Below are 14,106 nucleotides of genomic sequence, written 5' to 3'. Positions count from 1 at the left end.
GTCGAGTGTGGGAGCGGGCTTGCTCGCGAAGACGGCCTTACAGTCGCCCCAGTGCAACTGCCCGTCGCCCCAGTTCGTGTTCACCCAGGTCTCACTGGGTAAGGTTGTGCAATAACAACAGCCGAGTGAGACCACCCCCATGCAAAAAACCTTGTTGAGCTTGATCGGCGCCGCACTGCTCAGTGCGCAAGCCATGGCCGCCGAGCCGGCTTCCTGCAAAACCATCCGCATGGGCGTGGTCAGCTGGACCGACGTGGTGGCCACCTCCGGCATGGCCGATGTGCTGCTCAACGGCCTGGGCTACGACAGCAAGCAGACCAGCGCCGTACAGCAGATCATCTTTGCCGGCATCCGCGACAAGCGCCTGGATGTTTTCCTCGGCTACTGGAAACCGGCGATGGACAACAATATCGCACCGTTCCTCGCGGCCAAGCAGGTCAAGGTCTTCGATACCCCCAGCCTGGCCGACGCCCAGGCCACCCTGGCGGTGCCGCAGTACGTGGCGGACGCCGGGCTGAAGACCTTCGCCGACATCTCCCGCTTCAAGGACAAGCTGGGCGGCAAGATCTACGGCATCGAGCCCGGCAGCGGCGCCAACACCGACATCCAGAAAATGATCGACACCGACCGCTTTGGCCTTGGCGGCTTCAAGCTGGTCGCTTCCGGCGAGGCGGGCATGCTGGCGGCGGTGCAGCGCGCGGTGAATCGCAAGGAATTCGTGGTCTTTGTCGGTTGGACCCCGCACCCGATGAACATCAACCTGCAGATGGCCTACCTCACCGGCAGTGAAGACGTATTCGGCCCCGACGAAGGCCGCGCCACGGTGTCCACAGTCACCGCACCGGACTTCGCCGAGCGCTGCCCGAATGCCAATCGCCTGTTGCAGAACCTCACCTTCACCGCCGCCCAGGAAAGCCAGTTGATGGTGCCGATCATGGAGCGCCAATCGCCGCAGGATGTGGCCAGGCAGTGGCTGCGCGATCATCCCGAGGATGTGCAGCGTTGGTTGGCTGGGGTCACGGCGTTTGATGGCCAGGATGGCGTGGCAGCCGTACAAGCCAGCCTCAAGCCCTGAGGCCCCCCCTGTGGGAGCGGGCTTGCCTGCGCCCACATTTGCTCTCAAGTGTCAGGGAGACTGATGCATGGCCGACTACCCGATTTCTTCGCAAATGCTCGCCTTTGTGGATAAGACCGAATCTTTCACCAGCACCGACACCTCCCTGGCCGGCCTGCGCCAGAACTACAACCGCATGTGCCAGGCGTTCACCCCATCACCGCCCCAGGGGCTGACGGTTGCGGACTCCAATCTGGGTGGCGTCGGCATCCGCAGCTACCTGCCCACCCCAACCACCCCATCCGACGGCTGGCCGTGCCTTCTTTATATGCACGGCGGCGGCTGGGTCGTCGGCGGTTTGGATTCCCACGACTTCATCTGCTTCGAATTGGCCAGTGCGCTCCAGGTGCTGGTGATCGCCATCGACTACCGCTTGGCCCCTGAATACCCGTTCCCGGCGGCGTACGACGATTGCCGCAGCGTGTGGCAGGCGATCCAGGCGGGGCAGGGGCCGTATGCCATCAACCGTCAGCGTCTGGTGGTGGCGGGGGACAGTGCCGGTGGCAACCTGGCGGCGGCGTTATGCCTGGGGTTGCGCGACCACGGGCAGCCGTTGCCATTGGCGCAAGTGCTGATTTACCCAGGGTTGGGCGGGGCGGCGGATTTGCCGTCCCGGCGTGATTGCGCGGATGCGCCGTTGCTGAGTACGGCTGATACCGACGCTTACTTGGCCTTGTATCTGTCAGACGGCGCACAATCCTCACCCTATGCCATGCCGTTGCGTGCCGAAACATTCAGGGGTTTACCCAAGGCCTTCATCGCCGTAGCCCAATTCGACCCGTTGCGCGACGACGGCAGGCTGTACGCCGAACGCTTGCAGGCCGCAGGCGTCAACACGCTCCTGTATCCCGGCAAAGGCCTGGTGCACGGTTGCCTGCGGGCGCGTGGGCAGGTGGCGGAGGTGGATCAACTCTACACTCACCTGCTGCATTACCTCAGGAGCGAAGGGCTGACACAGGTCTAAGCGCGCAAGGACATGCTCATTGCACAATTCGGGTTTATAGTGCCAGACGGCAAAATAATAGACGTCCCCCCAGGGATGAACTCGACCCCTTACGGAGCGCGCAATGCAGACTTGGTTTCCGCAGATCAAACCCTACGCCCGGCACGATCTGGCCGTCGATGACACGCATACTCTGTACGTCGATGAAAGTGGCTCCCCCGAAGGTTTGCCCGTCGTCTTCATCCACGGCGGTCCTGGCGCGGGTTGCGATGCCAACAGCCGCTGCTATTTCGACCCGAACCTCTATCACATCGTCACCTTCGACCAGCGCGGCTGCGGGCGTTCCACGCCGCGCGCGAGCCTGGAAAACAACACCACCTGGGACCTGGTCGCCGACCTTGAGCGCATCCGCGAACACCTGGGCATCGACAAGTGGGTGCTGTTCGGCGGCTCCTGGGGGTCGACCCTGGCCCTGGCCTATGCGCAAACCCACCCCGAGCGCGTGCTTGGCCTGATCGTGCGCGGGATTTTCCTTGCCCGCCCGCAAGACATCCATTGGTTCTACCAGGAAGGCGCGAGCCGCTTGTTTCCGGATTACTGGCAGGACTACATCGCGCCGATCCCGGCCGATGAGCGCCACGACATGATCGCGGCCTACCACAAGCGCCTCACCGGCAACGACCAGATCGCCCAGATGCACGCGGCCAAGGCCTGGTCCGGTTGGGAAGGGCGCATGCTCGGCCTGTGCCCGAGCCCGCAGCATGTGGAGCGGTTTTCCGAGCCGCAGCGTGCGCTGTCCATCGCGCGGATCGAGTGCCACTACTTCACCAACAACTCCTTCCTGGAGCCCAACCAACTGATCCGCGACATGCACAAGATCGCGCACCTGCCTGGCGTAATCATCCACGGCCGCTACGATATGATCTGCCCGCTGGATAACGCCTGGGAGCTGCATCAGGCCTGGCCCAACAGCGAGCTGCAGGTGATTCGCGAGGCGGGCCATGCGGCCTCCGAGCCTGGAATCACCGATGCGCTGGTGCGGGCGACTGGCGAGATGGCGCGCCGTTTGCTTGACTTGCCGCCTGAAGAAGCATGAAGGGCCTGTTGCAACGGGTGCGTGGCGCCCGGGTCGAGGTCGCAGGCGAGGTCGTCGGGGCCATCGACCAGGGGTTGCTGGTGCTGGTGGCCGTCGAGCCGGGCGATACGCCCGAGAGCGCCGACAAACTCCTGCACAAGCTGCTTAACTATCGGGTGTTCAGCGACGACGAGGGCAAGATGAACTTGTCCTTGAAGGACATCGACGGCGGTTTGCTGCTGGTGTCGCAGTTCACTCTCGCGGCGGATACCAAGAGCGGGCTGCGGCCGAGCTTCTCCACGGCGGCCCCTCCGGCGCTGGGAGCGGCGCTTTTCGAACATTTGCTGTTACAAGCGCAACAATTGCATGGCAAGGTGGGGTCCGGGCGTTTTGGCGCCGATATGCAGGTGCATTTGGTCAATGATGGCCCTGTGACCTTCCTGCTTCAGACATGAATGTATTAAAAACGACTTTTAATGCCTAAAAACGCAGGATTTCACTACAAATACTTGGTCGCCCCTGATGCGTTGTCTCGCAGGCTACTAGATAATCGCGCGCTACGGGGATCAGCGTTGTTTGGTCCATTTTTGACTTAGGTAGAGACTTGTCCGATCACCAATGGGGAATCATTTTGACCCAGGGGAGTCGGAACAATGCTCGCCAACCTGGCATATAGATAGCTGGCCGTTGGTTTTTTGATCTGTTTTCGGCGAGGGTTGCTCGTGATTGTTAGTCCCTGTAATGCACCAAAATTGTCTGCCAAACGGTTACGAAACGCACTGGTGACGGGCTCTGCCCTGTTTTGCCTGTTCGGCGCGGGTCAACTGTGGGCATTCAGTCTGGATGATGTGTCGGCCAAGGCTAAAGAGCTGGCCGGGCAGAAATACGAAGCGCCGCGCAGCAATCTGCCGAACGAATTCCGCGAAATGAAATTCGCCGATTACCAGAAGATTCGTTTCCGCAACGAAAAAGCTGAGTGGGCCGACCAGAACACGCCGTTCAAGCTGTCCTTCTATCACCAGGGTATGCACTTTGATACACCGGTGAAAATCAACGAAGTCACGGCCGACAGCGTCAACGAAATCAAATACGACCCAACGCGTTTCGATTTCGGCGACATGAAGCTTGATCCAAAAGCCACCGAACAGCTGGGTTATGCCGGTTTCCGTGTGCTGTACCCGATCAACAAGGCCGACAAGCAAGACGAAATCATGACTATGCTGGGCGCGAGCTACTTCCGCGTCGTCGGCAAGGGCCAGGCCTATGGCTTGTCCGCCCGTGGCATGGCGATCGACACTGCGTTGCCGTCCGGTGAAGAATTCCCGCGGTTCACCGAGTTCTGGATCGAACGTCCGAAGCCGGGTGAAAAACAGCTGGTGATCTTTGCCCTGCTGGATTCCCCGCGTGCCACCGGCGCGTATCGCCTGACCCTGCGTCCGGGCACCGACACCATTGTCGACGTGAAATCCCAGATGTACCTGCGCGACAAGGTCAGCAAGCTGGGCGTTGCCCCGTTGACCAGCATGTTCCTGTTCGGCGCGAACCAGCCGTCCAAAGTGCTCAACTACCGTCGTGAGCTGCATGATTCCAGCGGTCTGTCGATCCATGCCGGCAACGGCGAGTGGATCTGGCGCCCACTGAACAACCCGAAACACCTGTCGGTGAGCAACTTCAGCGTCGAGAACCCGAAAGGTTTCGGCCTGCTGCAACGTGGTCGCGATTTCAGCCACTACGAAGACCTCGACGACAACTACGACAAGCGCCCAAGTGCCTGGATCGAGCCTGAAGGCGATTGGGGCAAGGGCACCGTCAACCTGGTTGAGATTCCGACCGCCGACGAAACCAACGACAACATCGTTGCGTTCTGGAGCCCGGAAAAACTGCCGGAAGTCGGCCAGCCGCTGGATGTCGCCTACCGTCTGCACTGGACCATGGACGAAAAATCCCTGCACCCGGCCGACAGCGCCTGGGTCAAGCAGACCCTGCGTTCCACTGGTGATGTGAAACAGTCCAACCTGATCCGTCAGCCGGATGGCAGCGTGGCTTATCTGGTGGACTTCGAAGGCCCGTCCCTCAAGGCCCTGCCTGCGGATGCCGCGGTGCGCAGCCAGGTCAGTGTTGGCGACAACGCCGAAGTGGTCGAAAACAGCGTGCGCTACAACGAGCACACCAAAGGCTGGCGCTTGACCCTGCGCCTGAAGATCAAGGACGCCGGCAAGCCGACCGAGATGCGTGCGGCCCTGGTGCAGGACATCGTCAAGCCTGAGCCGGATAAGGATTCGAGCCACGTGCTCAAAGCCGACAAAGTGCTGGCCAAGCAACACGAGAAACAAGCCAAGAAAGACGCGAAAGACAAGGAAGCCAAGCAGCCAGAAGCTGCCCCAGCCACACCGGAACCGGCCAAGACTGAACAAGTCCTGACCGAGACCTGGAGCTATCAGTTGCCTGCCGATGAGTAATTCCCAAGCCACGCCAGAGACTCTGCAAGAGTACCTGGCGCATCTCCCGATGACCGCTGAGCAGCGCGCCGAACTGGCGGGCTGCAAGTCCTTCAGCGAACTGCACGAACGCTTGTCGTCGTCGACCTTTGACGCGCCAACCGACGCCGCCCAAGCGTCGGTCGGCCGCCGGTTGACCCTCAACAGTGCCGAAGAACTGCAAGACGCCGAAATGCTCACGGTCGATGCCGAAGGGCGCGTGTGCCTGAAAGCCACGCCGCCGATCCGTCGGACCAAAGTGGTGCCGGAGCCTTGGCGCACCAACATCCTGGTGCGCGGTTGGCGCCGGCTGACAGGTCGCACCAACCCGCCGAAGCCGCCGAAAGACGAGCGTGTGCTGCCGGCTGCGCGCTGGCGTACCGTGGGTTCGATCCGTCGTTACATCCTGTTGGTGCTGATGCTCGGCCAGACCATCGTCGCCGGCTGGTACATGAAGGGCATCATGCCGTACCAGGGCTGGTCGCTGGTCGACTTCGACGAGATCCGCAACCAGACCCTGCTGCAAACCGCCACCCAGGTACTGCCTTACGCCCTGCAAACCAGCATCCTGATCATGTTCGGGATCTTGTTCTGCTGGGTCTCGGCCGGTTTCTGGACCGCGTTGATGGGCTTCCTGGAACTGCTGACCGGTCACGATAAATACCGCATTTCCGGTAAAAGTGCCGGTGACGAGCCGATCCCGAAAGACGCCCGCACTGCGCTGGTGATGCCGATCTGTAACGAAGACGTGCCCCGGGTATTCGCCGGCCTGCGCGCTACCTTCGAATCGGTGGCCGCCACTGGCGACCTCGACCGTTTCGACTTCTTTGTGCTCAGCGACAGTAACGACGCCGACATCTGCATCGCCGAACAGCAAGCCTGGCTCGACGTGTGCCGTGAAGCCGGTGGTTTCGGCAAGATCTTCTATCGCCGCCGTCGCCGTCGCGTCAAACGCAAGAGCGGCAACCTCGACGACTTCTGCCGTCGCTGGGGCGGTGAATACAAGTACATGGTCGTTCTCGACGCCGACAGCGTGATGAGCGGCGAGTGCCTGACCAGCCTGGTGCGCCTGATGGAAGCCACGCCGGATGCCGGGATTATCCAGACCGCGCCGCGTGCGTCGGGCATGGACACCCTGTATGCGCGCATGCAGCAGTTCGCCACCCGTGTGTACGGCCCGCTGTTCACCGCCGGCCTGCACTTCTGGCAATTGGGTGAATCCCACTACTGGGGTCACAACGCGATCATCCGCATGCAGCCGTTTATCGAGCACTGCGCCCTGGCGCCGTTGCCGGGTAAAGGCGCGTTTGCCGGTGCGATCCTCTCCCACGACTTCGTCGAAGCTGCGCTGATGCGCCGTGCCGGCTGGGGCGTGTGGATTGCCTACGATCTGCCGGGCAGCTACGAAGAACTGCCGCCGAACCTGCTGGACGAACTCAAGCGTGACCGACGCTGGTGCCACGGCAACCTGATGAACTTCCGCCTGTTCCTGGTCAAAGGCATGCACCCGGTGCACCGCGCGGTGTTCCTGACCGGCGTGATGTCGTACCTGTCAGCGCCGTTGTGGTTCTTCTTCCTGGTGCTGTCCACCGCGCTGTTGGCGGTGAACACGCTGATGGAACCGCAGTACTTCATGGCCCCGCGCCAGTTGTACCCGCTGTGGCCGCAATGGCATCCGGACAAGGCGGTGGCGTTGTTCTCGACCACCATCGTGCTGCTGTTCCTGCCGAAACTGCTGAGCATCATCCTGATCTGGGCCAAGGGCGCGAAAGAGTTCGGCGGCAAGTTCAAGGTGACCGTGTCGATGCTGCTGGAGATGCTGTTCTCCATGCTGCTGGCGCCGGTGCGGATGATTTTCCACACCCGTTTCGTACTGGCCGCGTTCCTCGGCTGGGCGGCAACCTGGAACTCGCCGCAGCGTGACGATGACTCCACCCCATGGAGCGAAGCGGTCAAGCGCCACGGTCCGCAAACCGTGCTGGGCTTCTTGTGGGCCCTGCTGGTGGTCTGGCTGAACCCGAGCTTCCTGTGGTGGCTGGTGCCGATTGTCGGCTCGCTGATGCTGTCGATCCCGGTGTCGGTCATCTCCAGTCGGGTCAAGCTGGGCCTCAAGTCCCGTGACGAGAGCCTGTTCCTGATCCCTGAGGAATACAATCCGCCGCAGGCGCTGTTGTCGACCGAGAAGTACACCCACGAAAACCGTTGGCATGCGCTGAACGACGGCTTCGTGCGTGCCGTGGTCGATCCGCAGCAGAACGCCTTGGCCTGCGCCCTGGCCACCTCGCGTCACCGCGAAGCGGAGCCGATCGAGTACCTGCGTGCCGAGCGTGTGCGCCATGCGTTGAAAGTCGGCCCTGCCGGCCTCAACAACGGCGAACGTGTGGCGTTGCTCAGCGACCCGGTCGCCCTGGCCCGCCTGCACGAGCAGGTCTGGAGCGAAGGCCACGCCGAATGGCTGGGGGCCTGGCGTGAATCGATCAAGTCCGATCCTCACGCGCCACTGCTGCCGCTGCAACCGCAAGTCTCCCAGGCCCAACCGGCCTGATTCAGACGCCCCCGGAGGTTCACTCCGGGGGCATTTGAAACGCTGGTCCTACAGCGTTTCGCGCTTCTTCCTTTAAGCGCTAACTCCTTGTTATTTCGAAACAAAAGACCCCGGTTCGAGGCGTATTGCCGTGCCTGCGACTGGGTTAGCATCGCCGCGCAAATTTGATTCGCCACGGGGATTTTCATGCTCAAAAGGTATTGTTCGGCACTGCTGATAGGCGCTGTCGCATTGATGGAGGGTGGCCCGCTGTATGCCGGTGCGTTGGACGATGCGGTGCGGCGCGGTGTGCTGAAGGTCGGGACCACGCCTACCTATGTGCCGTTTGAAATGACTGACCGGCAGGGACGCATTGTCGGTTTCGAAATCGACCTGCTTCAGACGATGAGTCGTGCGCTGGGGGTTGAGCTGGAGTTGGTGGCGGTGCCCTACACCGATTTGCTGCCGGGGCTGCTGGCCAACAAGTTCGACCTGATCGGTAGCGGCATGACCGTCACCCAGGAGCGTAATCTCAAGCTGAATTTCAGCGACGCCTTTATCGTCGTCGGCCAGACCGTGCTGCTGCATCCAAGCCTGGCGGGCAAGGTCGGCAGTGTCGAAGAACTGGACGAGGCCGGCTACCGTATCGCCGTCACCGAGGGCACCACCGGGGAATTGGCCGCGCAACGTTTTCTGGGCGCGGCGCGGCTGAGCAGTTTTGCCACGCCCGAAGAAGGCGTGCGGCAGGTGGTGGAAGGCAAGGCCGATGCCTTTATCCACGATGCGCCCTACAACCTGATCGCCAGTGGCCGGCCGGAAAACAGCAGCTTGCTGGCCCTGGAGCAGCCCTTCACCTACGAGCCCTTGGCGTTCGGCCTGAAAAAGGGCGATTACGACAGCCTCAACTGGATCAACCATTTCCTCAATCAGGTGGCCCAGGACGGCACCTATGATCGGCTGCACGACAAGTGGTTCAGGGGTACCGACTGGATGGCGGACATTGAGTAAAAGTCATAACTGCTTACACATCCGCCGGTTGCCGAATCCAGGTGCTGAAGTGTCTGCCCCTGGGGTTCTTCCGGAATTTGTGGGGCATTTCCGACATACGCCGACAACAAATACCCGTGAAACCTTTGTGACGGCAGACGAGTGGGTTAGGATCGCACCCCGAAATGGTGCAGCCCTTTTGCGCGCCGACCTCATAAGAATCGTTCAGGGGACTTGATGATGAAAAAGTATCTTTCGATGCTGCTGCTTGGCGTCACCGCGCTGGTCGCGGCCACTGCGGCCCAGGCCGGCGCGATCGACGATGCGGTCAAGCGCGGCACGCTGAAGGTCGGCATGGACCCGACCTACATGCCGTTCGAAATGACAGACAAGCGCGGTGAAATCATCGGCTTCGAAGTCGACATCCTCAAGGCCCTGGCCAAGTCCATGGGCGTCAAGCTGGAGCTGGTTTCCACCGGCTACGACGGCATCATCCCGGCCTTCCTGACCGGCAAGTTCGACATGATCGGCAGCGGCATGACCCTGACCCAGGAGCGCAACCTGCGCCTGAACTTCAGCGAACCGTTCATCGTGGTCGGCCAGACCCTGCTGATCCGCAAGGATCTGGAAGGCACCATCAAGTCCTACAAAGACCTGAACGACGAGAAGTACCGCCTGACTTCCAAGCTCGGCACCACCGGCGAGATGGTCGCCAAGAAGCTGATCTCCAAAGCCAAGTACCATGGCTACGACAACGAGCAGGAAGGCGTGCTGGACGTGGTCAACGGCAAGGCTGATGCCTTTGTGTATGACGCGCCGTACAACGTGGTCGCCGAGAAGAAAGTCGGCAACGGCAAGCTGGTGTTCCTCGAAGAACCGTTCACCTTCGAACCCCTGGCGTTTGGCCTGAAAAAAGGCGATTACGACAGCATCAACTTCATCAACAACTTCCTGCACCAGATCCGTAACGACGGCACCTACGATCGCATCCATGACAAGTGGTTCAAGAGCTCCGAGTGGCTCAAGGACATGGAATAAAGGTTTAGACCGAGTCGCGCCCTTCGCGAGCAAGCCCGCTCCCACATTTTGACCGCATTTCATGTTGGAACTCGGTCGAGTGTGGGAGCGGGCTTGCTCGCGAAGACGGCCTGACAAGCAACACAAATCGCGGAATTTGAAATGAAACAGAAAAAAGCCCAATGGCCCTGGCACCTGCTGACCGTGGTCGTGCTGGTCGGTCTGGCTGGTGCCTTGTATTACGCCACTTCGCTGATGTCCTACGAATGGCGCTGGAACCGCGTACCGCAGTACTTCGCCTACCAGGCTGAAACGTCCCAGCGCGCGGCGGATATTTCTACCGTGGTTGAGTTGGTGCGCAAAGGCGATGTCGCCGAAGTGACCCTGCGCAACGACGCGGGTGCCCTGCAGACGCTGACCGTGGCCGACAACAGCCTGCAAGTGGCGCGCGGCGATGACGTGGCCGAAGGCGACGTGATCGGTGTGACCCGGCATTGGGCGTTGGGCCCGTTGATGTGGGGCTTGTGGACCACGCTGTGGCTGTCGGTGGTCTCCGGCATCCTGGGGCTGGCGATCGGGCTGGCGACCGGCTTGTGCCGTCTGTCCAACAACCCGACCCTGCGCGACCTGTCGACCATCTACGTCGAGTTGGTGCGCGGTACGCCGCTGCTGGTGCAGATCTTCATCTTCTATTTCTTTATCGGCACGGTGCTCAACCTGTCCCGGGAATTTGCCGGGATTGCCGCGTTGTCGCTGTTCACGGGCGCCTACGTGGCGGAAATCGTCCGCGCCGGCGTGCAGTCAATCACCCGTGGCCAGAACGAAGCTGCGCGCTCCCTGGGCTTGAGCGCCAGCCAGTCGATGCGTCACGTGGTGTTGCCGCAGGCATTCAAGCGCGTGCTGCCACCGCTGGCTGGGCAATTTATCAGCCTGGTGAAAGACACTTCGCTGGTCTCGGTGATCGCGATCACCGAACTGCTCAAGAGCGGTCGCGAGGTGATCACCACCTCATTCTCGCCGTTTGAAATCCTGTTCTGCGTTGCAGGCCTGTACCTGCTGATCAACCTGCCGCTGTCGAAAATGGCCAGCCGGCTTGAGCGGAGGCTCGCCCAAAGTGATTGAAGTCCGCGATCTGGTAAAAGTCTTCGATACCCGTGGCCATGTGGTGCGCGCGGTCGACCACGTCACCACCCAGGTGGCCAAGGGCGAAGTGCTGGTGGTGATCGGTCCGTCGGGCTCCGGCAAGTCCACTTTCCTGCGCTGCCTCAATGGCCTGGAAGAGTTCGATTCCGGCTCGGTGAGTATCGACGGCCTGCAACTGGCTGATCCGAAAACCGACGTGAACGCCTACCGTCGCGAAGTCGGCATGGTGTTCCAGCACTTCAACCTGTTCCCCCACATGACAGTGCTGGAAAACCTCTGCCTGGCGCAAAAAGTCGTGCGCAAGCGCGGCAAGAAAGAGCGCGAGGCCAAGGCCCTGGCGCTGCTGGAAAAGGTCGGTATTGCGCAGAAGGCCAACGAGTTTCCGTCGCGCCTCTCCGGCGGCCAGCAGCAACGCGTGGCGATTGCCCGTGCGTTGGCGATGGAGCCCAAGGTCATGCTGTTCGACGAACCCACCTCGGCGCTCGACCCGGAAATGGTCGGCGAAGTGCTGGACGTGATGAAGACCCTGGCCCTGGAAGGCATGACCATGGTCTGCGTCACCCACGAAATGGGCTTTGCCCGCGAAGTGGCGGACCGCGTGCTGTTCTTCGATCACGGCAAATTGCTCGAAGACGCCGCCCCGGCCGAATTCTTCGACGCGCCAAAAGACCCACGCGCCCAGGCCTTCCTGCGCCAGGTCCTGTAACTTGTAGTGAGCGGGCTTGCCCCGCGCTGGGTGGCGCAGCCGCCCCAATAAGATCGCCGCGGTGTTTCAGAAAAACCGGGGTGTCTGGATTTGGGGCGGCTGCGCCACCCAGCGCGGGGCAAGCCCGCTCACTACGGGGTCAGAGCTGGAATTTGCCCACCAGCGCCTGCAGATCCATGCTCAACCGCGTCAACTGAACACTCGCCGCCGCCGTCTCTTCGCTGGCGGCGGCGGTGTGTTCGGACACGTCGCGCACCTGCAACACGCTGCGATTGATCTCTTCGACCACCGCACTTTGTTCTTCGGCGGCCGCGGCAATCTGCGGGTTCATTTCCTGGATGATCGCCACCGTGCGCGCAATCGCGGCCAGTGCCTCGCCGGCGTTGCGGGTCAGGTCGACGCTGTTGTCGGTCAGGTTGCGGCTGCTGTCCAGCGTCTCGGCCACGTGCTGGGTGCCGTTGTGCAGGCTGAGGATCAAACCTTCGATCTCTTCGGCAGACGCCTGGGTGCGTTGCGCCAGGCTGCGCACTTCATCGGCCACCACCGCAAAACCTTCGCCGGCACTGCCCGCGCGTGCGGCCTCGATGGCGGCGTTCAAGGCCAGCAGGTTGGTCTGCTGGGACACGGACTTGATCACGTCGAGCACGCTGGCGATCTTCTGGCTTTCTTGCTGCAACGTCAGCATTGCGCGGCCTGAAAGTGCCATTTCTTCGGCCAGCTGGCCGATCTGCTCAACCGCCTGCGCCACCACCTTGTCGCCGGCACTCGCTTGGCGGTCAGCCTCGTTTGCCGCGATTGACGCTTGCTCGGCATGCCGGGCGACTTCCTGGGCGGTGGCGAGCATTTGGTTCATCGCGGTGGCGACCTGATCGGTTTCATCTTTTTGCTTGTTGACCCCGTTGCGGGTCTGCTCGGTGACGGCTGATAACTCGGTGGCCGCACTGGCGATCTGCCGGGCGCTGTCGCCGATGCCGCTGATCAGGTGGCGCAGGTTGTGGGTCATGTCCCCGATGGCGTGCTGCAGTTGGCCCAGTTCATCGCGGCGTCCCACCGGCATGTCGTGGCTCAGGTCGCCTTCGGCGATACGGTTGGCGCGGGCCAGCACTTCACGCAGTGGCACCGCAATTTGCCGGGCGATCCACCAGGCGGCCAGAGTGCCGAGCAACAGTGCGACGACGGTCACACTGATCAGCAGCAGACGGGTCTTGCCGGCTTCGTCGTCGCGTTTGAAGGTTTGGCCTTGGCTCATCTGCTCGTTTTGTTCCAGTAATTGATCGAGCTGTTGTTCGAAGCGGTTCTGCACGGTTTCGGTGTTGAGTTGGGCTTGCTTGAGGTTGAGTAGCTGCTCGCGGTAATTGGCGATGTCGCTCTTGAGCAGGGTCGAGTCCACCGGCAGAGCCGTGACAGCGGCCAGTGCGGCCTCCAGCGCCTGCAACGCGTCGCTGACTGCCTGGGCGTAGGCCTCCAGCGACGCGGCGGCCCATGCGGGGCGCTGGGCGCCTTCATCGGCACGGACCATGGCCTGGCGCAGGTTTTCGATGGCATCCAGGGCTGTCTGATCTTGCTGGTCGGGCAGCTCACTGGCGAGTTGGGCCAGGGTGTCGCTGGCTTGCTGTGCGGTCTTGTCCAGTGGGCTGCGGGCGTTTTCGCGGTGCTCGATCAGGGGCGCTAGCTCGCTGAGTGCCGCCTTGAAGTCGGTGACCAGGCGTGTGGCCTGTTCAAGGCGCTGGCGGTCGGCCGGGTCTCGCATGCGGCTTGAAAGGGCGGCCAGATGGGTTTCGATGGTCTCGATGTGTGTGGTGAGTTTGCCCCGGCTGTTCGGGTCCGTCAGCGTGCGGTAGACGATGCGATCAGCACGCATGGCTTGGCCAGCAACCGCCAATTGTCCCAGGGTCGTCAGGTTGGTGGAGCGGTAGATCATGGCATTCAAGGCTTGCCAGCCGGTGACGGCGATGGCGAAGCTGAGCATCAGCACTTGCCCGAAACCGATGGCAAGCTTGACGCGGACGCTGGCGTTGACCAGCAAACGGGTCAGCCGGGAAAACATGACGCACCTCCAAATCGAATTAAGCGTTTCGCAGTAAAGGAAACGCTAAATCGATTTGGCTCAGTGCCGGGCT

Annotated in this window: 10 protein-coding genes and 1 pseudogene; 10 read left to right on the top strand and 1 reads right to left on the bottom strand. The window is 61.7% G+C overall.

The window, feature by feature from the left end:
- Nucleotides 1-139: 139 nt before the first annotated feature.
- The 10 genes and pseudogenes from OPU96_RS26070 (at nucleotide 140) to OPU96_RS26025 (ending at nucleotide 11,986) form a co-directional block, all read left to right on the top strand.
- Nucleotides 140-1,075, top strand: a complete 936-nt coding sequence (locus tag OPU96_RS26070; protein WP_226455518.1) for a choline ABC transporter substrate-binding protein — start codon at nucleotides 140-142, stop codon at nucleotides 1,073-1,075.
- Between the two features lie 67 nt (nucleotides 1,076-1,142).
- Nucleotides 1,143-2,078 (top strand): alpha/beta hydrolase, encoded by a 936-nt coding sequence (locus OPU96_RS26065; protein ID WP_498559954.1) that lies wholly within the window; start codon nucleotides 1,143-1,145, stop codon nucleotides 2,076-2,078.
- Nucleotides 2,079-2,181: 103 nt separating this feature from the next.
- The gene (gene pip / locus OPU96_RS26060) at nucleotides 2,182-3,153 is read left to right on the top strand and encodes a prolyl aminopeptidase (protein WP_192298376.1); all 972 of its coding nucleotides are present in this window, start codon (nucleotides 2,182-2,184) and stop codon (nucleotides 3,151-3,153) included.
- Nucleotides 3,150-3,587, top strand: a complete 438-nt coding sequence (gene dtd / locus OPU96_RS26055) for a D-aminoacyl-tRNA deacylase (protein WP_305391908.1) — start codon at nucleotides 3,150-3,152, stop codon at nucleotides 3,585-3,587. The genes pip and dtd overlap by 4 nt, the downstream gene beginning before the upstream one ends.
- Before the next feature lie 324 nt (nucleotides 3,588-3,911).
- A complete protein-coding gene (locus tag OPU96_RS26050) occupies nucleotides 3,912-5,591 on the top strand; it encodes a glucan biosynthesis protein G (RefSeq protein ID WP_498559959.1) in 1,680 nt (559 codons plus the stop codon).
- Nucleotides 5,584-8,192 (top strand): annotated as a pseudogene (gene mdoH / locus OPU96_RS26045) (glucans biosynthesis glucosyltransferase MdoH). Before OPU96_RS26050 ends, mdoH begins: the two are co-directional and overlap by 8 nt.
- 148 nt (nucleotides 8,193-8,340) lie before the next feature.
- On the top strand, nucleotides 8,341-9,141 hold the full coding sequence (locus OPU96_RS26040; protein ID WP_226455521.1) for a transporter substrate-binding domain-containing protein: 801 nt from the start codon (nucleotides 8,341-8,343) through the stop codon (nucleotides 9,139-9,141).
- A gap of 219 nt (nucleotides 9,142-9,360) precedes the next feature.
- Nucleotides 9,361-10,158, top strand: coding sequence for a transporter substrate-binding domain-containing protein (locus tag OPU96_RS26035; RefSeq protein ID WP_192298371.1), 798 nt, complete (start codon nucleotides 9,361-9,363; stop codon nucleotides 10,156-10,158).
- 141 nt (nucleotides 10,159-10,299) lie between these two features.
- Nucleotides 10,300-11,259, top strand: coding sequence for an amino acid ABC transporter permease (locus tag OPU96_RS26030; RefSeq protein WP_192298370.1), 960 nt, complete (start codon nucleotides 10,300-10,302; stop codon nucleotides 11,257-11,259).
- Nucleotides 11,252-11,986: an amino acid ABC transporter ATP-binding protein gene (locus tag OPU96_RS26025; RefSeq protein ID WP_017738829.1), complete on the top strand. Its 735-nt coding sequence runs from the start codon at nucleotides 11,252-11,254 to the stop codon at nucleotides 11,984-11,986. The genes OPU96_RS26030 and OPU96_RS26025 overlap by 8 nt, the downstream gene beginning before the upstream one ends.
- Nucleotides 11,987-12,125: 139 nt before the next feature.
- Here the strand turns inward: OPU96_RS26025 and OPU96_RS26020 are convergent, their stop codons facing one another.
- Nucleotides 12,126-14,033 carry a HAMP domain-containing methyl-accepting chemotaxis protein gene (locus OPU96_RS26020; protein WP_498559953.1) on the bottom strand — a complete coding sequence of 636 codons (1,908 nt, stop codon included), beginning with the start codon at nucleotides 14,031-14,033 and terminating at the stop codon, nucleotides 12,126-12,128.
- Between the last annotated feature and the right edge of the window lie 73 nt (nucleotides 14,034-14,106).

It is taken from the genome of Pseudomonas sp. RP-B7, assembly GCF_059803535.1.
Note: the sequence above shows the minus strand (reverse complement) of the source record. Positions and strands in the feature narration are given on the sequence as shown.